Source organism: Corynebacterium hiratae (genome assembly GCF_009708045.1).
GTDB classification, from domain to species: domain Bacteria; phylum Actinomycetota; class Actinomycetes; order Mycobacteriales; family Mycobacteriaceae; genus Corynebacterium; species Corynebacterium hiratae.
Window position 1 is genome coordinate 1 of the sequence record NZ_VIOG01000015.1, and the last position, 23,465, is coordinate 23,465.

The following is a 23,465-nucleotide window of genomic DNA, read 5'->3' on the forward strand; positions in this document are numbered from 1 at the left end:
CGAAGCCAGCGACTAGTTCCACTGCCACAAGGCAGAAGGAACGCAGATAAACATAGCCTGCCCCAGCATGGGGCTAGGAGTACGAATCCTGGGCTCCTTCAAGCGGAACTGCTAACAACGTAATGGGCGATTACTTGAGAGGGCTAGCTGGTTTTATGGGAAGCGGGCATTTGTTCGATATCGCATTTCTTCTTCTAGGTATAGGGTCTAGCTATGTAATCCACAGGCTACCGTTACTTAGGCTAGGGGCCCGGGTAGGTGCCTTACCTTCTTGGGAACGTCGCTCTATGTGGGTGAAAGATTCTTAGCGATGGGCCGGGCCATGGTGTGTAAACCGTGGGGAGTGGATTGCGTACAGCTGATGAGGCGCGGTGTCTCATTACACAACTCATGTAAAGGACCTGTTTCCGTGAACAAGATCTCTCGTACCGCTCGTTCGGTCACTTTCGCAGCAGTCGTAGGCCTCTCCCTGGGGATCTCCGCTCCGGGCGCCCTGGCTCAGGACGATACCGCCGCCGATGCTTCGGCGACTACCACTTCTGAGGCTCCCGCGGGCACCTCCGTTAACCCGGCCAACATCGACTTTTCCAAGAAGGGCTCCATCACCCTCTACAAGAAGAAGGGTGCCGAGTCTGGTAATGCAGCTACCGGCCAGGAGATGGAAGGCGTACAGGGTGAGCCGCTCGCTGGTGTGACCTACAAGATCACCAAGCTGAACTACGACCTGCAGAATGGCGACTGGTCTAAGTTCCCGAAGACGGCTGCCGATGCCAAGGGCCACGAGACTGAAGAAACTTTCGAGACGACCACCGGTGACGACGGCAAGGTGGCTTTCGAGAACCTGGATCTTGGCATCTACCTCGTTGAGGAGACCGATGCTCCTGCCGGCATCGTGTCTGGTGCTCCGTTCATCGTGTCGGTGCCGATGGTCAATGAGGCCTCCGATGCGTGGAACTACAATGTCGTGGCCTACCCAAAGAACACCGAGACCAAGACTGAGAAGACCGTCAAGGATGCAGATAAGCACATCCAGGATGGTTACACCTACACCATTAACGCTTACGCCCCGACCTGGGGCGAGGGCAAGAGCCTGACTGCTTTCCGCTTCGAAGACCAGCTGGATAAGCGCCTGGACTTCCAGAAGGTTACCGAGGTCAAGGCTGGCGACACTGTTCTGGAAACCGGTGACTACGAGGTCAACACTCCGGCTGACAACAGCAACAAGCTCATCGTCAAGCTGACTGACCAGGGCCTGACCAAGGTTGAGTCCGGCGACAAGATGTCCCTGACCTTCGAGGTCAAGCGCAAGGAGGTTGGCGACACCACTGAGCTGAAGAACCAGGCTGACGTCATCTTCAACAACCCGAATACCGGTAAAGAGGTCAAGAACAAGACCAACGAGGTCGTGACCTACCACGGCAAGCTGAAGGTTGTGAAGAAGGACGGCAAGGAAGCCGGCAAGGTTCTGGAAGGCGCAGAGTTCGAGCTCTACCAGTGCACCTCGGCCTCTGACCTGGGTTCCCAAATCAAGATTGGTGAAGTAGGTAAGTGGACCACCGGCGCCGACGGTACCTTCACTATCGATGGCCTGCATGTCACTGACTTCGCAGACAACGCACAGGTCACTGACGCGAAGAAGTTCTGCCTGAAGGAGACCAAGGCTCCGGCTGGCTACGCCAAGCTGGACAAGCCGGTGGAGATCAACTTCACCCGCAAGGACATCGCAGCTACCGGAGAAGGTGACGACGCGGTGACTCTGGTTGCTAACGTTGACAACGTCAAGCAGGATACCCCGAACCTGCCGATGACCGGTGGTGCCGGTGTTGGCATCCTAGCCGCCATTGGCGCAGCGATTGTTGCTGCTGGTGCTTGGTTCGCTCGTCGCACCGCACGTAACTAATAGCCGGGCATAGTTCCGGTGGTGCAGACCATCCATGATGGTCTGCACTGGGGGTCGGGTAACCAAAGTAGGGTGCTCGACCCAGTTAGGGGACTGGGCTAGGCATAGATTGCAGTCCCCTTCTTTCTCTCTCGTTGTTATCCCGGTCGCGCGGTGTTTGCGCGTGGGACATTGATTTGGGTGGTGCGGGTCGTTGACTTCGGTGTTAGACCAAGATTCGAGCCGGCGGCACAGGCGCCGTGGAGGCTTAGTTCTTCCGGCAGTAATTGTTGTCGTCGGGTTGTTGGTCATGCTGTACCCAGTGGTCTCGACCGCATGGAACAATTGGAATGCCTCAAGGGTGGCGCAGGAATATGCGCGACTGGATAAAGAGACACCGGCGCAAGTGCAGGATTCGGTTTGGGATGCTGCGCATGCATACAACGAGGAGCATACGTCGGGTCCGATTCTGGATCCGTGGCTGAACCGTATCGGGGTGGACAATCCCGACTATGAGGCTTATCTGAAGCAGTTGGGCGAGAACGAAGCGATGGCTCGCCTCGTGTTCCCAGCGGTAGACGTTGATTTACCGGTGTTTCACGGCACCGCGGATAAGACACTGCAGCGTGGATTGGGGCATTTGTATGGCTCTGATTTGCCGGTAGGCGGACCAGGAACCCACTCCGTCATCACGGGGCACACCGGTCTGGCGAATTCGACGATGTTTGATCACCTCGACTCTGCCATCGAGGGAGATGTGTTCTACATCCAGGTTGCTGGCCACAAATTGAAGTATGTGGTTGACAACATTCAAGTGGTGCTGCCGAGTGAGGTTGATGGCCTGCGGCCAGTCGCCGATCAGGATTACGTCACGCTGATTACCTGCACCCCGTACGGGATCAACACACATCGCTTGTTGGTACGTGGCCATCAGGTTCCTATGGAGCCGGGGGAGGAGTCGGTATTTGATGGCTCCCACGGCCCGGGTTGGCAATGGTGGATGTACGCACTGTTGGCTGCTGTGATTGTCATTGGTTGCTGGCTGGTGTGGTGGCTGCGTCGCCAGAAGGCGGCTACCGGGGTGCAAGAAGTTATTAATAAGGAAAGTAGCGTGCGGGAGTAAGGCGATGAAGAGGTTGACAAATGCATGGTCGGCCCGAGTGGTTGCCGTCGGAGTAGCGTGTGCGGTTGCGTTCGCAGGGCCGGGCGTCGTTGCTGCAGAAGCGGTGCAGGTTGCCGGGCAGCAGTCCACTGGTGCGGAACGCACTTCGGCTACGGATACAGTGACAATCCGGCTGACACAAGGCAATCCCAACGACGATGGCCAGGCGCCCTCGGGAAAAATCCAAGGTGTCACAATTCATCTGGACCGGCTTGCCGGCTTGGACCCGACCAACGCTGACGACGCAGCCCGCGTACGGAACGCGAATCTCGACGAGGTTCGTGATTGGCGCACCGATGTGCACGTGGATCTGGTCACCAATGCCAATGGCGAGGTGACGTTTGATGGTCTAGCTCATGGCTTCTATGTGGTGACGTCTACAGCGCCGGATGATTCCTACCGAGAGATAAACCCGTTTGTGGTGGCGGTTCCATTCCACACGGTGGTAGATAACCCGAAACCAGTACCAGGAGTAATCGTGGCTAAGACCCACAAACCGGGTGAAACGCCGACGCCACCCACGTCGTCATCTGCTCCGAGCGCTCCGCCGTCACGCCCGGATACCCCGCAAACACCTCCGAACTATCCACCGACTAAACCAGGGAAGCCACCTCACCAACCCGAGACAACGCCGCCGGGTACTCCAAGTGCCGGTAAGACCTCAACCCCAGTAACGCCGTCGGGCAATGGTGGCTCATTGGCGATGACCGGTGCACAGGTAATCGGTGTAGTAGCCGCAGCGTTGGCATTGATTGCCACTGGTTTCGTGATGATTGCCTTTAGCCGTAGGAAGAATTCAGAAAGCGAGGGACGCTAATGTCCTGGACAGATTCTCATCCGGTCGAGCCGGTTGTGTACCGCTGGCGTGCTCTTGCGGCGTTCATTGCTGCACTGGCTCTCGTTGTTGGTGTTGCTGCACCGGCTGCTCTGCCCGGAATCGTTGGTGCCGTAGCCGAAGCACAAACCACAACCCTGCGCACCAAGCTCGATTCCGCAGACCAACTGAGCCTGACTGTTGGCGACTCCGCAACATTTGAAGGCCACTTTGTTGACGCCGGAACCGTGGAGGAGTTGGAATTCACTGTTGAGACTGCAGGACTGGAGTTCGAAGGCTCGGCCTACACACTGACTATCGACGGCGAAGAGATCCCCGTCCGCGAAGGAGACAACCTCGTTGTAAAATCAACCAGTTCTTCAGTGACTTTCCGAATCGCTGGCCTTTCTACTGACGTGCCAGCAGGGGCAGCTTTCTCACTGAAGATCCCAGCGGTCGCAGAGGAATCCGAACTGAGCGGGATGTCCGTCGACGTGCGTGGAGTAGCCGAGGAGACTACCAGCACGTCATCACCTGAATCCAGCGAAGCCTTAGAAGCCCCTTCGGAGGTGACTGAGCCGCTTGATATTGCTGACGTTGACGCGGCCCCAGCCCGTCTGATGGCGGCGCCGAACATTACCCCGTACGCTGCAGGCGACCGCACCATCACGATGGTAAACGATGGATACGTGCTCAAGGGAAGCCGCTATATCCCGAACTTTAAGATTCCGGACGGTGAGCTTTTTGGCGGCCAGCTGTCCATTCCGCAAGGCACGGTGGTTACCCTCAAATCCAGCGTTAACAGTTATTTATCGACTAACCCTGATGACCTGACGATCTATTACACCGGTGCCAACGGAGGTTGGTATGAGGCGAAGGTGACCTACAAAAGGATTAGCGCCAAGGAATACCAAGTCATCCTGCCGCAGATTACTATTGGTGGCACCGCACAGATTCAGTTTAAGGGTGTTCACCGCGGGCCAGCCAATACAGTGTTTACAGCTTCCTTCACCGTTCCTGCGAAAGAGGAGTGCCAAGATCCGGTTACAAGCAGACAGCCAAAGCGCGATCTCACCCCAGCTGAATTTGCCGACGGTAGCCCTGTCTACGTTGTAACCAGTGAACCTAAGGATCTTCGCCGAGACACTTCCATTCTGAGCCGTCAAGTCAACCAAGGCCGAGACTTTCGCCAGGTGGGAGAGTCCACTCCCTGGGTGTACAACGCCCTCGCCTTCAACTCGAGTGATAACTGGCTTTATGCGGTAAGCCAGATTCGCGGTCAAAATGGTGATCCCTGCTACCCTGCAGGAAATCTCCTGCAGATTAATCCGGCAACCGGTGAAGTATATAATCTTGGGCCTATTTTAAAGGCCGGAAGCACCGGTACCCCTTTCGAAACGAACGGCGATCGGGATGTGCTTAACGCGGGCGTGTATACCAGCGAGGGTTTCTTCGTGGGCAATACGTCTACCTCTGGTACTCGGCACCTTTATAAGGTTGACGTCGACAAAGTCACTGCTGAACGTGTGTTCGGAAACCAGCGGTCTTTTTCGGAGGACTGGGCGGTGCTCCCGCAAGCCCAGAAGTATATGTGGGGTTTCCAGAGTAGGGCCAGGGCAGGTGATAAGCTTATCCTCGAACGCATTGACACACAGACCGGCGCAATCACGACCTGGGATCTCACCGGCATCAAGACTTTGGATGGGCGCACGATCTCGAACCCCTCTGCTTCTTGGGGCAAGGCGTGGACCTACTCCAATGGAAACCTGGGTTTTGGCTCGGGTAGTGCGAATGCGAATCAGCTGGGCTTTGAGTTGAAAATCAGTAATCCGGATTCCGGTAGTCCGACGTTCGAGTTGGTCAACATAATGAACAACCTGCCTGCTTCATTTAACACGGACGCGGCCTCCGACCTAGTTCCGCCGCCGCCAGCGCTGCGATCAAACATTGCGGTGAAGAAGCAACGCTCTGAAACCAAAGTAGTAGACGGAGAGGTGCGTACTTTCTGGACAATCTCCGTGGAAAACACCACGGATAACACCAGTTCGGGCGGCACATTCTGGGAATACCTACCAACGGATACTCACTATGGAGTGAACGCTTCCGGTCCCACTGCGAAATTCGAGGGATTTGGAGCAGGATCTACCGAGGTCAACGGTCAAAAGCCCGGGCCTGATCAGATTGCGCCGGGAACTGGTATTTATGCAGGCATGATTGTCCCATCCGGAGCGGACGGTGAGTCCCGATACATGATGGGCTATGTTGGTACTCTTCCAGGGCACGCGAAGGTAGAGTATGTCGTCTCTGCGCCGGTGCGAACAGATGAATACGGGAACCTCAAGACGGTATGTAGTCCGAACAAGGTTGCTTTCCAGGCTACGGACGGGGAGTCTAGCCCGCCTGAAGATGACAACGTCGCTACTGAAGCCTGTTTCAATAAGGTTGCCGTCGACAGCACACCGCAACCTGTTCCTGGTGCAGCGAATGAATATACCGCGAAGTACAACGTCGTAGTTGAGGCACCGGACGCACCTGGCTTCGACACCAACGACGTGATCTACGGCAAGCTCACGGACACCCCGAAGTTTGTTGGTGCTGCCACGGTTACTGGGGCCACTGTGGTCTTCAAGGACGAGTTCAACAAGACCAGCCAGCCGCAGTCGTACCAGGGGGCCGGTCCGTATGAACTCAACAAGAACGACACTCCAAAGATCATTAAGCCCAAGGGCGTCAATGGAAGCTCCGGACAGCACGTCTACGAGGTAACGGTGCGCTTCAAGCTGGATCGCTCAAAACTGGACAGCACCTCCGTCCCAGCCGGCTACCCGAGCCAACCTGCAGGAAACACCCGCTGCTACACCAAGGATGGCCTGCACGAGCCCAACTTTGGCCTCATGAACGAGGCAGAAATGGGTGGCTGGAAGGATACTGACTGTATCCCGCTGGAGACCAAGGAAACGATGGACGTTCTGCTCGAAAAGGCGAGCTATAACCCGGACAACCCGGGCGAGATTCAAACCGACGGGTTGCTCGATGGCGCGCAGTTCACCGTCCACCGCGGTGACGCTGACGGAAACCTGAAACTAAACCCAGATGGCAGCGTCAACACTGATGCTAACCCCGTGGTGAAGCAGTCCACGACCACCACCACAGGCCGTGTGAAGCTCGAAGGCTTGGACGCCCCTGGCGTGTACTACCTCATCGAGACTAAGGCGCCGAATGGCTATAACCTGCTGCCCGCGCCGATCAAGTTCTCCACGGAATGGGATCAGAATGGCAATGCAGTCATCAAGGTGCTCTCCGGAAAGACTGCGATCACCAGTAATAGGTGCGCTGAGTCCGACACCGCTGCTAATTGCGTGAAGAAGATCGGCGTCCTTCAGGTCGCCGATATCACCAAGGGCGCACTGCCCAAGACCGGTGGTGAGGGCGTTGGCTTGTGGGCTCTCGCTGGCGCCGCGATTGTCGCGGCAGGGTGCCTCGCTTTGCGACGTCGCTGGGTATAGAACCACCGCTTGCGGCTACTTTTAGAAAAGGCCCGCTCTTCCAGGGAAGGGCGGGCCTTATTGCATGTTCATTGGCGGTTAGGAGTCTTGCGGGTCGTCGTCAAGCGCGGTGTCCTTGGCGTTGCTGACATATTTGCGCCACCAGTAGATGAGCAGAAGCACGATGATGGCAGCGGCAGCCAGGATGGCCCACATCCACCACTGCCAGTGAACACCCGAGCTGTTGAATGCGGCCTCGTCTTCGGGATCCATCGGCACTCGGTGGCCTGTGACGAGCAAGCGGTGGGTATTTACGCCGTAGGGAGTGCACGTAATGAGCGTAACGAGGTCCTGGCCAGGCTCACGGTGAAGCGAGCTGGTGTCCGCAGGCTCGACGACCCGAATATCGTGCACCTCGTACTTGAGCTTCTCGCGCCGCGCGCGATGTAGAAAGCATCACCCTTTTTGACCTTGGTGAGGTTGTCCCACAGCGTGGCGTTCTGTAGACCTGTGTGGGCAGAGAGTGCTGCGTGTCGGCCCTCGCCGTTCCCCACCCCGCCGACGGGTAGGTCCGTGCCGTAGAGGTGGCCCGCACCGCGGGAGAGTGCCTTCTCCGACGTGCCATGATAAATAGGCAGATCAGAATCGATGGAAGGGATGACTATGCGACCCATGGCATCGGTCTCAGACAATACCGACAGGTACTGGCGGTATCGCTGGTACTCGGGGGAGTCTTCGTCATCGGTGGTGGTCCAAGCGTCGCCGATGCTGATCTGGCCCAACCCGGCGTTGTAGGCTTGTGCTTCCTCCCACGCGGTGTGCAGAACCTCAGGCGGGGCTTGTTTTTCGAGCTTCGCGTACTCTTCCGCGGCGCGGGACTGGTTGTAGTTGTTCCATTGCGTGGCTACGACGGGGTAGAGCAGGACGCCAAGGCCGACGAGAATCAGGATCAACGCGATGATGGCGTTGTGGTTGGTGCCTTTTTTCTTGGGTGCGTCGGTGATTCCCGCTGGTTCGTTCTTGCCCATTGTGTCCTGCCTGTGTGGAGTCTGTTGCCGCGCACCCTTGAGTTGACGTGGGGCGCTTGAAGAGATTTTTAGAAGCTCAGACTAGGGAAGGTGCAGTCCTGAGAGAAACCATATCTGTTCCTAGTCGCCGATAACGAAACACAGAGCTTCATACTGATTCAGAATGGCCTCATCGATAGTTAGGATTTGATCTATCGCACGAAGTTCGCGGAGTTCATCGATTGTGCGGGGCGCAAGAACTTGAAGTATATGCTCACGCTCAGAGCGAAGCTCCGCTGTGGTTTTCGGCGTGAAGATAGGGGCTGTCATGGTCCATCCTGCAGGTATGAAATTAGTCCATGAGCTGGAAAGATAAGTGGAGCCGACGACGGGAATCGAACCCGCGCCAGCAGCTTGGGAAGCTGCAGTTCTACCATTAAACTACGTCGGCGCAATGCAGATTGTGCATCGTCGTAAAGCTTAGCACCGCCGCCGTCCGAGGCCATAAAAGGCCCAGTGGGGAGGTAGACTATCAACCGTGCTTCTTTCTGATCGTGATATCCGTGCCGCCATCGCCGCTGATGCTCCCGAGCGTTTGAGCATCGAGCCTTTCGACGCCAAGATGGTCCAGCCATCATCCATCGATGTGCGCCTAGACAAGTTCTTCCGCGTGTTCAATAACTCGCGCTACACGCACATCGACCCCAAGCAGGAGATGCCGGACCTCACCAGCGAGGTGGAGGTGGCTGAGGGGGATGCCTTCGTGCTGCATCCGGGCGAGTTTGTGCTCGGCGCAACGCTGGAGAAGTTCACCCTGCCGGCCAACCTTGCAGGCCGCTTGGAGGGCAAGTCCTCCCTGGGGCGCTTGGGCCTGCTGACGCACTCCACGGCCGGATTCATTGATCCGGGCTTCTCCGGACACATCACGCTCGAGCTGTCCAATACCGCTAACCTGCCCATTTCACTGTGGCCGGGGATGAAGGTGGGCCAGTTGGCCATCTTCAAGATGTCTTCGCCTGCCGAGGCGCCGTATGGCTCCGGCGCTCTGGGCTCGAAGTACCAAGGTCAGCGCGGGCCGACGCCATCGAAGTCCTATCTGAACTTCCGCTAAACTTTTCGTTCTCGCCGCGCGCTTCAGGTCAACCGCGCCTAAAATTCCCGGTTATGCGTATGACTGTGATTGGTACCGGCTACCTAGGCGCGACGCACGCCGCTTGCATGGCGGAGCTCGACCACGAGGTGCTCGGCGTAGATGTTGATGAACACAAGATTGAAGCTCTCAAGAACGGCCGTGTGCCGTTCTACGAGCCTGGCCTGCCAGAGGTACTCGAGCGCAACATCGAGGCCGGCCGCCTAGACTTTTCCACCAGCTATGACGACGCCGCGGAGTTCGCCAACGTGCACTTCCTTGGCGTTGGCACCCCGCAGGCCCACGGCTCCTACGCCGCGGATCTCACCTACGTGAAGTCTGTCATCACGGAGCTCGTACCGCGCCTCAAAGGCGAGCACATCATCTTCGGCAAATCCACCGTCCCGGTAGGCACCGCGGCGCGGTTGCAGGAGATGGCCGATGAACTGGCCCCAGAGGGCACCAGCGTGGAGATTGCCTGGAACCCGGAGTTCTTGCGTGAGGGCTACGCCGTCAAGGACACCATCACCCCGGACCGCATCGTCCTCGGCGTCGGCGAGGCAGGGCTCGCCGACGGTGTAAGTAACGTCGAAGAAGCCGCCCGCGAGGTCTATGCCCAGCCGCTGGCACAGAACACCCCGTTCATCGTGACCGACTTGCAGACCGCAGAGCTGGTCAAGGTCTCAGCCAACGCCTTCCTGGCCACCAAGATTTCCTTCATCAACGCCGTGTCTGAAATCTGCGAGATTGCTGGTGCGGATGTGGTCAAGCTTGCCGACGCCATCGGCTACGACGAGCGCATCGGTCGCAAATTCCTCGGAGCTGGCCTGGGTTTCGGCGGCGGCTGCCTGCCCAAGGATATCCGTGCCTTCATGGCGCGTGCCGGCGAGCTGGGCGCGGACCAGGCCCTGACCTTCCTGCGCGAGGTCGACGCCATCAATATGCGCCGCCGCGATCGCGTCGTCGACCTGGCCAAGCAGGCTTTCGATGGTTCCCTTTTGGGCCACCGCGTTACCGTGTTGGGCTGCGCTTTCAAGCCCAACTCGGACGACGTCCGCGATTCGCCAGCACTCTCCGTGGCCGGTTCGCTTTCCCTAGCAGGAGCCGCCGTGACGGTCTATGACCCGCAGGGTATGGAGAACGCGAAGAAGGTGTTCCCGACGTTGAACTACGTGGCGTCGGCAAGCGAGGCGCTCAAGGACACCGAGCTGGTCATCCTCGCTACTGAGTGGCAGGAATTCCGCGACCTCGACCCGGCTGAGGCCGGCGAGCTCGTGGCCCGCCGCCACATCATCGATGGGCGCAACGTGCTCAGCGTCGATGCTTGGCGCGAGGTTGGCTGGACCGTCGAGGCGCTTGGTCGCGTCCTTCCGGCACAGTAAACGCCGCAATCGCGGTGGTCAGTGGCACCGCTAGTGTCAAGGCCATCGCGCCCAGAAGGGAGCGCAGAACCTCCGTGGCGACGAGGTCACTGGAGAGGATCTGCAGGGCTGGGCGCTGCGCCGCCGTGATGAGCATGAGCAGGGGCAGGGCCGCGCCGGTATAGGTCAGCACGATGGTATACACCATGGAAGCGATATGGTCGCGGCCCACCTTCATGGCTGACAGGAAAAGCGCGCCGGGCCCGGCTGCGGGGTCGGCGGCGTGGAGCTCGCGCACGGTGGAGGCCTGCGCCACCGCGATGTCGTTGAGGCTGCCGAGCGCACCGATGATGAACCCGCACAGCAGCACGCCCACGACGGAAACCCCCGGCATGTAGAGCAGCAGCTTGAGGTTATCCTCCGAGCTTGAACCCGTCAGTGCCGTGCTGCTTATCGACGCCCACCCCAACGCCCCCGAAATCGCTAGCGCCACCAATGCGCCTCCCAGGGCGGAGGCGGATTTCCAGTTCACGCCGTGCACGAGAGGAACGGCGAGGAAAAGGATGGCCGCGCAGGTAACGAGCGCCAGCGGCAGCGCGGAATGACCCTCGATGAGGGAGGGGATGAGGTAGAAGAAGACGATTGCCAAGCTGATGCCGAGACCCAGCAGCGCGCGCAGCCCATGCCAGGCGGCGAAGGCGATGATGATGACGGCGGCGATAATCGCCCACAAGCCAAGGTTGCCGGCGCGCTGGAAATCGGCGAAGGCATAGGTGCCGTCGCTGGAAACTGTCAGAATTACCTCGTCACCGGGGTGGAGGGTCGGGTCACTGGCCACGCCATAGAATACGAGCTGCGTCTTGCGGCCTGCGTCAGCGCCGGAGCTTAGGTCAATGAGGGCGCGGGTGCAGGAGGTGTCGTCGCCCTCGGCGGGGATGAGCGGGGCCTCATCGAAGGCGCGGCCCGTGTGGGGGTCGGAGCACAGGTGGTTATCCACGGTCTCCACGGTGCCTTCGACCTGTGGATGGTTGAGGGCGTAGGTGGTGGAAAAGTCCGGGCTGGTGTGCTCGGTGAGCGCGCTGGTGGGGCGGAGGATGAACAGTCCCGCGAGGGTTGCGAGGGCCGTGATGGCAAGAAGTCCGAGGAGCCCCGTGCGCCACGGGCTGAGGTTAGTCATGCCTACTATTGTGAATGAGTTCCATAATAAAGAAAAGTATTGCTGACGCGATCAACAAGTTATCCACAGGCTGGCAGCGGTGCCATTGTGTGGTGTGGGTGGGGCGTTTAGCGTGGCTGGCATGAACCTAGTGGAAGCGCATCTTCGCAGCCAGGCGGCGGGCATTGAGCTCGTCGCCGGCGTTGCGGGTCTGAGCTTCGAGCAGTTGCGGGCGTGGGGTCCGGAGTCTGTGGCGCGTTCCTTGCTGGCGCTTTTCGACGTCTACTTTGCCCCCACCTCCTTCACCCGCAAACAGGCGCGTGCCGTTTCGGCCGCCCGCGCCAATGGGCACGCCCTGCCCACGCTGCTGCTCATTGAACGCTTCGCGGGAAGGTTGAAGAAGCAGCGTGAGGCGTGGGATCTGCGCATTGAGTTGTGCGGCATCGCGGGGGATGAAAAGGCCGTGGCCCGCTATGCGCGCAAGCGCATTCGTGAGCTCAACCCGCCGCCCGCGCCGAAGCCGGGCGTGACAATTCGCCGTGGCAAGGAGCTGTCGAAGCTCACGCTCACAGCCCCGGCCGCGCTCATCGAGGACCTGCGCCCCAATATCGATGAGGAGGATCCGGTGGGTTCCTTTACCGCCGCGTTTCGCGAGGGACGTCTCGCCCGCCCCGTGGCCCAGACCCTCGCCGTCATGGAGCTTCCCGAATACGCCACAATCCTTGGCCGCTTGGGCGACCCGTCCACCCCGCGCCCCGACTCCGCCGCGCCCGCTGCTGACGGCACGCCTCCTACCCAGCCCGCCACCACATCTACCCTGCGCCCCGACTCCACGGGTGCCATGCCTCCCACCAAGTCCGCCGCCGCGTCTAGTGCTTCTGACGAGCCTGCCAGCGATGAGACATTCGGGCACGACATCAGCGACCCCGCGGCGCCGGACCTCGGGGATATCGTGATTCAGCTCTCCAACGGCGCGAAAATCACCGGCCAAGAGCTCATCGAGCGGGAGCTCGCCGAAGAAGGCCTCGTCATGCTTGTCGACCGCGTCAAAGGCCCCGTGGAACTCCACCGCACCCAGCGCGTTGCCTCGGAAAAGCAGCGCATCATGGCCAGCGGTGAGCAACCTACCTGTGCCTGGGACCGGTGCCTGTGCGGCGCCGATTACTCTCAGATACACCACATCACAGAATGGCGAAAAGGCGGCGAAACGAACCCCGAAAACCTCACCCCGCTGTGCAAGTACCACAACGCCATCAATGGCTTGCCGGGTCGGGGCCGCATCGTGCGCGAAGACGGCAAAATTAAATGGGTGCCGGCTGGGCCCCGCGATCCGCGGGAACCGGCGCATCCGCACCGCGCGCCGCGCGCCCAGCGCATCCGCGAAAACCGTCAAGAAACAGTAAGCACCGTTGCGAGCCCTAGCACAAGCCGTCGCGCCCAGACCGCAAAGCCGGCCGAATCACGGACATCCACACGTTCCGAGCCGGGAAGCCCCGCCCCGCCGGACTGATAACACCGGCCGGTGAGGGATTCTGCATGCACGTTTGTGTTGTGCTTTCTTTGCGCCGTGGACCCTATCGCGCGAAGTTCAGGTATCGGCTGTGCTACTGGCGGTAGCTCACCAGGAAGTTGCCGAGTCGCTCAATCGCGTTCTCCAGCTGCGAGGCCCACGGCAGCGTGACCACGCGGAAATGATCCGGCGTGGGCCAGTTAAAGCCGGTGCCTTGCACCATGAGGATTTTCTCGGCGCGCAGGATGTCGAGCATGAGCTTCGAGTCATCGTGAATCTCATAGACCTCTGGGTCCAAGCGCGGGAAGCAGTACAGCGCGCCCATCGGTTTCACCACGGACACGCCGGGAATCTCGTTGAGCTTCTCGTAGGCAATGTTGCGCTGTTTGAGCAAGCGCCCGCCCTCACCGGTGAGTTCATAAATGGACTGTCTTCCGCCCAGCGCGACCTGAATCGCGTGCTGCGCCGGCACATTCGGGCACAGGCGCGTGCCCGCCAACAAATCCAAGCCCTCGATGAAACCACGCGCATGGGACTTCGGGCCTGTCAGCACCATCCAACCGGCACGGTAGCCGGCCACGCGGTAGGCCTTCGACAAGCCGTTAAACGTAATCGTCAGCAAATCCGGCGCCAGCGAGGCAATCGAAATGTGCTTCGCACCGTCATACAGAATGCGGTCATAAATCTCATCCGCCAGAATCAGCAGGTTATACTCGCGCGCCACATCCACGATTTTCTGCAGGGTCTCACGCGAGTACACGGCACCCGTCGGGTTATTCGGATTAATGACCACAATGGCCTTGGTCTTCTCCGTTACTTTCGCGCGAATATCTTCAATGGACGGATTCCAATCATCCTCCTCATCGCACAAATAGTGCACCGGCGTGCCACCCGCCAGCGACGTCGCCGCCGTCCACAGGGGGTAGTCAGGGGCGGGGATGAGAACCTCGTCGCCGTCGTCAAGCAGCGCCTGTGTCACCATCGAAATCAGCTCGGAGACGCCGTTGCCCAAGTACACGTCATTGACGTCGAAGCTGGGGAAATCCTCCAGCTCATAGCGGGTCACAATCGCGCGCCGCGCCGGGATAATACCCTTCGACGTGGAGTAGCCCTGCGAGGTCGGCAGCGCCGCAATCATGTCGCGCATGATGACATCCGGCGCATCGAAACCAAACACCGCCGGGTTGCCGGTGTTGAGCTTCAGAATGCTGTGCCCGTCGAGCTCCATGCGCTCGGCTTCCGTGGAAACCTCGCCGCGAATATCGTAGGCAACGCCCTGTAGTTTGGTGGATTGATCAAAAATCCGGTTGTGAGTCATGCCGGATATGTTACTTCTGGTTCCACTCTTTCAGCTTGCGTTTGGCAAGATTCATCGCATCCCCGGTAATTTCACTTGCTTGGCGACGCCTCTCCGCCCACTGCGCCTGCTCCAACGCCCGCATCTGCGCGCGTTCTTCGGCGCCGGCGGCCTTGAGCTCGCGCATGCGCTGGCGCTCAATCTGCCGCGCTGAGGGCTGGTGCCAAGACTCCGGGCCCACCTTGGCCACGTACAGCATGATCCACAACGCGGGGATGAGGAAAAGTAGGCCGGTGCCGGTGAGTGCGGCGGTGGCGCCGGACAGGGTGCCGAAGGATGCGATCGCTCCGAAAAGGAGCCCGAGGGAGCCAACCAGTGCGGTGGCCAAGCGGGGTTTCCGGGTTGACTGGTAGGCGCGCGCGACGTCGCCCTGGGAGTAAATCTTCAGCTCGCTGCTGGCCTTGGTGGGGATATCCATGAAGACTTCTGCCAGCTCGCGGCGGGTAGTGGCGCGCATGACGGCGTCGGTGCGGTCCTCAAACTCATCCATGGTCAGACGGCCTTCACCCAGCGCCTGGGCGAGGTCGTTGACGGCGTCGGTCCGTTCGGCGTCGGAAAGCCGCATGCTGAAGGGATTAGTCACGCCCTATATTCTATCAGCCCTTTTCTTCCGCCTTTTCGCGCACGAGGCCGGAGAGGAACGGGAAGATTGCGACGGTGAGGGCACCGCCGGCGATGAAGATCGAGGCCATTTCTGTATCGACGATGCCCGAACCCACCGCAAGCGTCATCACCGCCACGATGATGGGCAGGCCGGTCGCCGCGTAAAGGGCCACCTGGATGCGCTCGCGGGTGGTTTCGACGTCGGAGCCGGTCTGGTGGATGTTCTCGCGCAGGAACACCGGCAGGCCGCGGGTGACCAAGATGAGCAGCGGAATGCCGAGGACCTTGAGGGGTTCGTCCACGATGACTTTCCAGTCAATCGCCATGCCAGAGACCACGAAGAAGACGGGGATGAGCATGGAATAAAACACCACGTCGAGGCGGTTCTCCAAGCCCTTATGAAACTCGTCGGGCACGATGCGGTTCAAGATGATGCCCGCCGCGAAGGCACCCAGCACGATATCGAGCTCAAAGACCGCCGTGACCGCCATGAGAATCGCCAGAATCAAAATGATGAGGCGCATGATGGTTTGGTTAGTGGAGCCCGCCCCGGAGATGAATGCTTCCTTGAACCACGGCATGAGGGTGGTTATGGCAAAAGGCATGACAGCGACAGCCACGGCAATCGCGATGAAAGCGAGAAGAATCAGCATCGTTGCCCAGGTGGAGCGCGTTCCCAAAAGGAGCGCCATCGCGGTAATCGGCGCGACCTCACCGATGGCGCCGTGGATGACCACGGAATCGCCTACCCGCGTGCCAAGCAGCTTGTCCTGTTTGAGCATCGGCGTGATGGTGCCCAGGGCCGTCGACGTCAAAGCAATTGCCATGACGATGGCGCCGGGGATGTCGTCCATGAGGAAGTAGGCACCAACACCACACACCACCATGCAGATGAGCCAGGTGGAGAGCCCCGTCGCGGCTTCTTTCGACTTCAGGGTGGCGAGGTCAATTTCAAAGCCCGCAAGCAGGAACAGCGCGCCAACGCCGAGTTCCTTGAGCATCCCGATGCCGGGGTCCTCATTTGCTAGGTCCAACATCGATGGGCCGATGAGCATGCCGAAGAAAATCAGCAGCGCCACGGCCGGCATCTTCTTGCCCAGGGCATGAGACACCAACGGCGCCAGCAGCGCCACCGCCATAATCCATGCGAAGGACACCAGCGAGTTGGTGTAGTTGGTCTCGCCCGAGGCGAGGACGTAGGTCACGTCAGATTGCATGGAGTAGAGCGTACCTGTGCGATATAAAGCTCGCCTACCCTGCGCGGCGGTGGTGTGGCGGACGTCGCACTAGTCCTCGCTTTCCGACGCCCCCGGAGCCTTCGGCGGGGTAGTTGGCGCGGACGGGGCCTGCGGTACGGACCCCGTGTTTGGCGCACTCGGCGCCGCTGGAGCGCTGGGCGTAGGCGGTGCTGAAGGGGCGGCTGGTGCCTGAGGCGTCGTTGGCGTGCTCGGGGCGGCGGGAACGCTTGGTGCTGCGGGCGCTTGCGGTGCGTTTGGTGCAGCGGGAGCACCGGGAACGTTTGACGCTGGGGCCGCCGGTGCACCGGGAGTGCTTGGCGTTGTTGCAGCCTTGGGTGCCGCCGGTGCAGTCGGTACAGCTGCAGCGTTTGGCGTGCCTGGTGCCGCAGGAGCGCTGGGCGTAGGCGGTGCTGAAGGGGCGGCTGGTGCCTGCGGTACAGAGGCTGCGTTCGGTGCCGGAGTGTGTGCAGATGGAGCTGCGGGTGCGTCTGGCACGGACGGTGCGGTAGGTGCTTTGGGAGCACTCGGCGCTGTAGGAGCGGTTGGAGCTCCTGCGACATGTGGCGCAGCTGGGGCCTGCGGTGCACTGGGATCCGTTGGAGCAGATGGACTCTGTGGTGCACTGGGAGCAGAGGGCGCTTGTGGCGCAGATGGAGTCGAGGGTGCTGCAGGCGTGTTCGGCGCGCTGGGGGCAGTCGGCGTTGATGGTGCCTGCGGTGCAGCGGATGGAGCCGTTGGCGCGCTCGGCGCGGCAGGAGGCGTTGACGCTGCCTGTGGTGCGCTGGGCGCGGCGGGTGCTTGCGGTGCGCTCGGCGCAGACGGAGCTGCGGGCGCGCTGGGGGCAGTCGGAGGTGTCGGCGCCGCAGACGTACTTGGTGCAGCGGTGGGGGCCTGCGGAGAGCTTGTTGGGGCAGATTCCGCAGCGAGTGTTTCCGGGGAAGGCGCGGAGGCTTCCACGGGCAGGCGGCGGGGAGTGTCGAGGAAGGCCTTCTCGCGCGGGGCGGGAAGGTCGCCGGAGGGGGCAATGGCGTCGCGAAGCATGAGCGCCACATCGCTGACCTGTGTCTGCGGCGCGATGGACTTCACACCACCCGTCAGCATGACATTGCAGAATGGGCAGCCCGTCGCAATCTGCTCGGCACCGGTTGCCACGGCCTGCTCCGAGCGGAACTCGTTAACCCGTCGCCCCAAGTTTTCTTCCATGAACATGCGCGCACCACCGGCGCCGCAGCAAAAGGCTTCGTCGCGGTTGTGGTCCATCTCCGCCAGCGACGCACCAGTCGCCTCGACGAGCTCACGCGGCGGGTCGAAGACCTTGTTGTGGCGGCCCAGGAAGCACGGGTCGTGATACGTAACGGGACGGCGGTTCTCCGGGGAACGCGGCACCGGCACGAGCAGCTTCTCCCGCACCAAACGGTTGAGCAGCTGCGTGTGGTGCAAAACGTCGAAGTGGCCGTCGAAATCCGGGTACTCGTTGCGAATCGTGTTGAAGCAGTGCGGGCACGTCGTGATGATTTTGCGTTGGCCTTTGGGGACGCCGGCGAAGGCGTCGTTAAGCGTGGCGACGTTCTGCTCCGCCATCACCTGGAACAGGAACTCATTGCCGGCACGGCGCGCCGGGTCACCGGTACAGGTCTCGCCCGTAGCCAACACACCGAACTTCACGCCCGCAGTGTGCAGCATGTCCACCACCGCGCGCGTTGTGGCGCGGCCCTTGTCGTCGTAGGCACCCGCGCAGCCGACCCAGAACAGGTACTCCAGGTCCGAAAAATCTTCCGCGTCCTCGCCGATGATCGGCACCTCAATGCCGTCGGCACGCGCCTCATCGATCCACGCGCGGCGCTCCGAAGCGTTGCGCCCCCACGGGTTGCCCTTCGTCTCCATGTTCTTAAACAGCCCGGTCAGCTCCGACGGGAAGTCGGACTCCGCCAGCACCTTGAACCGGCGCAGGTCCGCCACGTGGTCGATGTGTTCGATATCCACCGGGCACTGGTCAACGCAAGCACCGCAGTTGGTGCAGGACCACAGGACGTCATCATCAATCGTGCCCGCCATCGCCAGCACGTTGAGCCCCTCATGCGGGTTGTAATTATCCAGCGCGCTCTGGCGCAGGTCCATCATGAGCTTCTTCGGGCTCAGCGGCTTCTCGGTGTTCCATGCGGGGCACAGGTCCTGGCAGCGGCCGCATTCGGTGCAGGAGGAGGCGTCGAGAAGCATCTTCCAGCTTCCCGGTTCGAGGTCCTCCAAGTCCGGCGTGGGGAGAGCGCCCAGCGCCTTCTCGCCGTCGGCGTTGCGCTGGAAGAAGATGTTGAAGAACGCCAGGAAGCGGTGCCACATCACGCCCCACTGGAAATAGTGGGCGATGCACGCGATGAACACCAGGCCCGTGAGCAGCTTCACCAGGGCAAAGAATTGCACCATGCTTGGCGACGCCGGCAGCACCCCCGCCACACGCATCGTCAAGAAATCAGCCCACGGGGAGCCACCGCCGTACGTGGCGATGGCGGCGGCCTTGACGGCGAGCATGCCGAGGCCTTCGAGGAAGACGATGGCCTCCACCAGGCGTGCCGGGAAGACCTGCGAGTTGTAGAAGCGGCTGCCGCGATCGGTGTGGCCGAGTTTCAGGCGCACGCCGATGAGGAAGCAAATGCCGAGCACGGTGCCGATGGCGAGGACCTCTTCGATGAAGTGGTACACCGGCCAGTCGCTGAGCCACGGCCAGCCCTTATCGGGCGCGAAGGTTTGGATATAGGCCTCGAACCACACGATGGCGCCGAAGAGGAAGCCCACCATGACGAGCCAGTGCGCGGCGTTGACCAGCGGCCGGCCTTTGAAGTGGGTATGGCCGAAGACTTCGATGAGCACGCGGCCGAGGCGCGCCAGGGGGCGGTCGGTGCGGTTGAGCTGCGTGGGCCCGCCGGAGCGGATGAACCGAAACAGCGCCGTGAGGCGGTAGATGAAGTACAGCCACACCGGGATCGATGCGGCGATGGCAACCCAGCCGAACATGCGCGCTCCTTTAATTGCTGCTGTGCGTGCCTCCTACCTTAAATCCTCGGCCCCTAAATCAGTGAGTCAGCATTCAGCTAGTCCTCGCGGAACTGGGACTGGTGGAGGCGCCAGTAGGCGCCGTGGGCGTCGAGAAGCTCGGCGTGGGTGCCTTGTTCGACGATGCGGCCCTCTTCCATGACGATGATGAGGTCGGCGTCGCGAATCGTGGACAGGCGGTGCGCGATGATGAAGGACGTGCGGTCCGCGCGCAGCGCATTCATCGCCTGCTGAACGAGCACCTCGGTGCGGGTATCCACGGATGAGGTGGCCTCGTCGAGGATGAGCAGCGCCGGCTGCGCCAGAAAAGCGCGCGCGATGGTGATGAGCTGGCGCTCGCCGGCGGAAATCGCGCCGCCATCCTGGTCAATCTTGGTGTCATAGCCATCGGGGAGGGAGTGGACGAAGCGGTCCACGTAGGTGGCCTTCGCGGCGGCGATGACCTCCTCGTCGGTGGCGTCGAGGCGGCCGTAGCGGATGTTGTCCATGATGGTGCCCTCAAAGACCACGGCGTCCTGCAGCACCATGCCCACCTGGGAGCGCAGCTCGTGGCGTGAGATCTCCGCGGTATCGACGCCATCGAGGCGGATGCTGCCCGAGTCGATGTCGTAAAAGCGCATGATGAGGTTGACCAGCGTGGTCTTGCCTGCGCCCGTGGGGCCGACGATGGCCGCGGTCTGGCCGGGCTCCACGCGCAAGTTGAGGTCCTGGATGAGCGGCTTGTCGGGGTTGTAGGAGAAGTCGACGTCTTCGAACTCCACGAGCCCCTTCGCGCGCCCGCCCAAGCGGGAGGTGGACTCCTCGGCGGGTTCTTCTTCGGCGTCGAGGAACTCAAAGACGCGCTCGGCCGAGGCCACGCCCGACTGCACCTGCTGCATCATGCCGCCGAGCTGGCCCAGCGGCTGGTTGAACTCGCGCGAGTACTGGATGAAGGCCTGCGCGCCGCCCAACGTCAGCGTGCCGGAGGCCACCTTCAACGCACCGAGCACTGCGATGACCACGTAGGACAGGTAGGAGATGAACTGCATGATCGGCATCATCATGCCGGCCAGGAACTGCGCCAGCGAGGCGGAGCGGAACAGCTCCTCGTTGCGCTTATCAAAGTCCTCCGTCATGGAATCGATGCGCCCGAAGACGGTCGCCAGGTCGTGGCCCGAGAAGGCTTCCTCCACCTGCCCGTTGAGGTCACCGGTGGCCTTCCACTGCGCCTTGAACTGCTTCTGCGCGCGCGAGCCAATCACCGCGATGACCACCGCGGTCAGCGGCAGCGCCAGCAGCGCGACAAGCGCCAGCTGCCAGGACACGGTGAACATCATGACCGTGATCCCGATGACCATGAGCAGGTTGTAGAACAGCTGCGAAATGGCCTGCTGCAGGGCGGACTGGATGTTGTCGGCGTCGTTGGTGGTGCGCGAGAGGAGGTCGCCGCGCGACTGCGTATCGAAGTAGTTCAACGGCAGCGCATTGAGCTTGGCCTCGATGCTCTCGCGGAGGTCGAAGACGATCTTCATGACCATGGAGTTGAGCAAGTAGCCCTGCCACCACTGGAAGAGCGAGGACACCACGTACATCGCAATCACGATGCCAATAATCGTGCCCAACGTGGAGAAGTCGATGCCGAAGCCAGGGTTCAAGTCCATGGCGGAAGCCATGTCGGCGAACTTATCCTGCCCGCCCGCGCGCAGCGCCGCGATGGCCTGTTCCTTGCTCATCCCAGCGGGTAGCTGGCGGGAAATGACGCCGGAGAAAATGACGTCGGTGGCCTTGCCCATCACCTTCGGCGCGGCCACGGCGAGGAACACGCAGATGATGTTCATCGCCGCAATCGCAAACAGCTGCACCTTAAACGGCGCGAGCAGACCAAAGAGGCGCTTGGCAGACGGCCAGAAATTCTTGGCCTTGCGCGGGGCGTTCTCGCCGGTCTTCTCCTCGATCTCGGCAGTGGTGTCTTCACTCAACGTAGCGTTATCCTGCTCAGCCATTTATGCCACCTCCGAGGTCTTCTGGGATTCCACAATCTCGCGGTACGTCTCGGAGGACTCGAGCAACTCCTCGTGCGTGCCGCGGGCCACGACGCGCCCAGCGTCCATGACCAGAATCTGGTCGGCGTCCACGATCGAGCTCACGCGCTGCGCCACGATAATCGTCGTCGCCTCCGCGGTGTACTCGCGCATTCCGGAGCGCACGGCGGCATCCGTCAGTACGTCGAGCGCGGAGAAGGAATCATCAAAGAGGTACACCAACGGGCGGGCGACGAGCATGCGCGCGATGGACAGGCGCTGGCGCTGACCACCCGAGACGTTGGTGCCGCCCTGCGCGATGTGCATGTCGAGGTCCTCAACGAAGTCAGCTTGCGCCACGCGCAGTGCGTTCCACAGCTCTTCGTCGGTGGCCTCCGGCGCACCCAGGCGCAGGTTGGAGGCCACTGTGCCGCTAAACAGGTAGGGCTTCTGCGGCACGAGGCCCACGCGCTTGACGACGTCCCCCCGCTTCATCTCGGCGATATCGGTGCCGTCGAGAAGCACGCGGCCCTTCGTCGGGAGGTAGAGGCGCGGGATGAGGGAGAGCGCGGTGGTCTTGCCGGAACCGGTCGCGCCGATGAGCGCGGTGGTGGTGCCGGGGGTGGCGGTGAAGGAGACGTCGTGAAGCACGGGCGCTTCGGCGCCGGCGTACTGGAAGGTGACGTCGTCGAACTCGACGACGCCCGCGGAGCGCTCCGGGGTGCGGGGGTGGGTCGGCTCGGTGATGGAGGGCTCGTGCTCGAGGACGTCGGTGATGCGGCGCGCGCAGATGACCGCACGCGGGAGGATCATCGCCATGAAGGTGCCCATCATGACTGCGGCGAGGATCTGCAGCAGGTACTGCAGGAAAGCGGTCAGTGAGCCGACCTCCACGAGGCCTTCGTCCACGCGGTGGCCGCCGAACCAGAGAACCGCGCCGGTGGCCACGTTGAGAATGACCGTGATGATGGGGAACATGAGGATGAACAGCTGGCCGACCTTGAGGGAGAGGTCGGTCAGGTCGCGGTTGGCGGTGCGGAAGCGCTCGGATTCGTGCTCCTCGCGGGTGAAGGCGCGGACGACGCGGATGCCGGCGATTTGTTCGCGCAGGGTGCCGTTCATGACGTCGAGCTTGCCTTGCCAGGCACGGAAGAGCGGCATGAGCCGGACGATGATGAGGGAGATGGCGGCGAGCAATACGATGACGGAAACCGCGACGAGCCAGGACATCCCGGCGTCTTCGCGGATGGCCATGATGACGCCGCCGATGGACATGATGGGGGCAGTGACCATGAAGTTGAGGATCATCATGTAGACCATCTGGATTTGTTGGACGTCGTTAGTGCCGCGGGTGATGAGGGTGGCGGTGCCGAAGTTGTTCATGTCCTCGGCGGAGTAGCGGGTGACGCGGCGGAAGATGTCGGAGCGCAGGTCGCGGCCGAGGCCCATGGCGGTGCGGGAGCCGAACCAGATGGCGGCGATGGCGGCGAGGACTTGGACGAAGGCCACGATGAGCATGATGCCGCCGGTGCGCCAGATGTAGTCGATGTCTACTTGGGCCACGCCCCTGTCGATGATCTTCGCGTTGAGCGAAGGCAGGTAGAGCGTAGCCGCGGTGGAGAGCGCTTGGAGGAGCAGCACCGCGATGACGTAGCCGGTGTACGGCTTGGAGCGGGATAGAAGGATGCGAACGAGTTCCATGTGCCAGCGTTTCGT

General features: G+C 61.2%; 14 protein-coding genes, 1 tRNA gene and 1 pseudogene. 7 read left to right on the plus strand and 9 right to left on the minus strand.

Annotated elements, in window-relative coordinates:
• Positions 1 to 409: 409 nt before the first annotated feature.
• The 4 genes from FME68_RS11435 to FME68_RS11450 all read left to right on the plus strand — a co-directional run bounded on the left by FME68_RS11435 (position 410) and on the right by FME68_RS11450 (position 7,361).
• Positions 410 to 1,900, plus strand: a complete 1,491-nt coding sequence (locus FME68_RS11435) for a SpaH/EbpB family LPXTG-anchored major pilin (protein ID WP_328287839.1) — start codon at positions 410 to 412, stop codon at positions 1,898 to 1,900.
• 193 nt (positions 1,901 to 2,093) lie between these two features.
• Positions 2,094 to 3,002, plus strand: a complete 909-nt coding sequence (locus FME68_RS11440) for a class C sortase (protein ID WP_439329293.1) — start codon at positions 2,094 to 2,096, stop codon at positions 3,000 to 3,002.
• 4 nt (positions 3,003 to 3,006) lie between these two features.
• Positions 3,007 to 3,858, plus strand: a complete 852-nt coding sequence (locus FME68_RS11445) for a SpaA isopeptide-forming pilin-related protein (RefSeq protein WP_083308524.1) — start codon at positions 3,007 to 3,009, stop codon at positions 3,856 to 3,858.
• Positions 3,858 to 7,361, plus strand: coding sequence for a prealbumin-like fold domain-containing protein (locus tag FME68_RS11450; protein WP_158397619.1), 3,504 nt, complete (start codon positions 3,858 to 3,860; stop codon positions 7,359 to 7,361). Before FME68_RS11445 ends, FME68_RS11450 begins: the two co-directional genes overlap by 1 nt.
• A gap of 78 nt (positions 7,362 to 7,439) precedes the next feature.
• Here the strand turns inward: FME68_RS11450 and FME68_RS11455 are convergent.
• Positions 7,440 to 8,368, minus strand: a pseudogene (locus tag FME68_RS11455) (class C sortase).
• Positions 8,369 to 8,724: 356 nt separating this feature from the next.
• A tRNA-Gly gene (locus FME68_RS11460) sits at positions 8,725 to 8,798 on the minus strand.
• A gap of 87 nt (positions 8,799 to 8,885) precedes the next feature.
• Here FME68_RS11460 and dcd point away from each other — a divergent pair.
• Positions 8,886 to 9,458, plus strand: a complete 573-nt coding sequence (gene dcd / locus FME68_RS11465; protein WP_328287841.1) for a dCTP deaminase — start codon at positions 8,886 to 8,888, stop codon at positions 9,456 to 9,458.
• A 53-nt stretch (positions 9,459 to 9,511) separates the two neighbouring features.
• Entirely contained in the window at positions 9,512 to 10,858 is a 1,347-nt protein-coding gene (locus FME68_RS11470) for a UDP-glucose dehydrogenase family protein (protein WP_158397620.1), read from the plus strand.
• On the opposite strand, the gene FME68_RS11475 is transcribed toward FME68_RS11470, so the two are convergent.
• Complete coding sequence (locus FME68_RS11475; RefSeq protein WP_158397621.1) at positions 10,788 to 12,014, minus strand: YibE/F family protein; 1,227 nt, start codon at positions 12,012 to 12,014, stop codon at positions 10,788 to 10,790. The two genes, FME68_RS11470 and FME68_RS11475, sit on opposite strands and share 71 nt — an antisense overlap.
• Positions 12,015 to 12,135: 121 nt before the next feature.
• On the opposite strand from FME68_RS11475, the gene FME68_RS11480 reads away from it, so the two are divergent.
• Positions 12,136 to 13,503: an HNH endonuclease signature motif containing protein gene (locus FME68_RS11480; protein WP_158397622.1), complete on the plus strand. Its 1,368-nt coding sequence runs from the start codon at positions 12,136 to 12,138 to the stop codon at positions 13,501 to 13,503.
• A 94-nt stretch (positions 13,504 to 13,597) separates the two neighbouring features.
• Here FME68_RS11480 and FME68_RS11485 read toward each other — a convergent pair whose 3' ends face one another.
• From FME68_RS11485 to FME68_RS11510, 6 genes are all read right to left on the minus strand, one after another.
• A complete protein-coding gene (locus FME68_RS11485; protein WP_010188626.1) occupies positions 13,598 to 14,821 on the minus strand; it encodes a pyridoxal phosphate-dependent aminotransferase in 1,224 nt (407 codons plus the stop codon).
• Positions 14,822 to 14,831: 10 nt separating this feature from the next.
• On the minus strand, positions 14,832 to 15,443 hold the full coding sequence (locus FME68_RS11490) for a DUF1707 SHOCT-like domain-containing protein (protein WP_232751631.1): 612 nt from the start codon (positions 15,441 to 15,443) through the stop codon (positions 14,832 to 14,834).
• A gap of 13 nt (positions 15,444 to 15,456) precedes the next feature.
• Positions 15,457 to 16,680, minus strand: coding sequence for a cation:proton antiporter (locus FME68_RS11495; protein ID WP_070510984.1), 1,224 nt, complete (start codon positions 16,678 to 16,680; stop codon positions 15,457 to 15,459).
• A 69-nt stretch (positions 16,681 to 16,749) separates the two neighbouring features.
• Entirely contained in the window at positions 16,750 to 19,710 is a 2,961-nt protein-coding gene (locus FME68_RS11500; RefSeq protein ID WP_158397623.1) for a (Fe-S)-binding protein, read from the minus strand.
• Positions 19,711 to 19,787: 77 nt separating this feature from the next.
• A complete protein-coding gene (locus FME68_RS11505; RefSeq protein WP_158397624.1) occupies positions 19,788 to 21,731 on the minus strand; it encodes an ABC transporter ATP-binding protein in 1,944 nt (647 codons plus the stop codon).
• On the minus strand, positions 21,732 to 23,450 hold the full coding sequence (locus FME68_RS11510) for an ABC transporter ATP-binding protein (RefSeq protein ID WP_158397625.1): 1,719 nt from the start codon (positions 23,448 to 23,450) through the stop codon (positions 21,732 to 21,734). It lies immediately after the preceding gene.
• Positions 23,451 to 23,465: the final 15 nt, after the last annotated feature.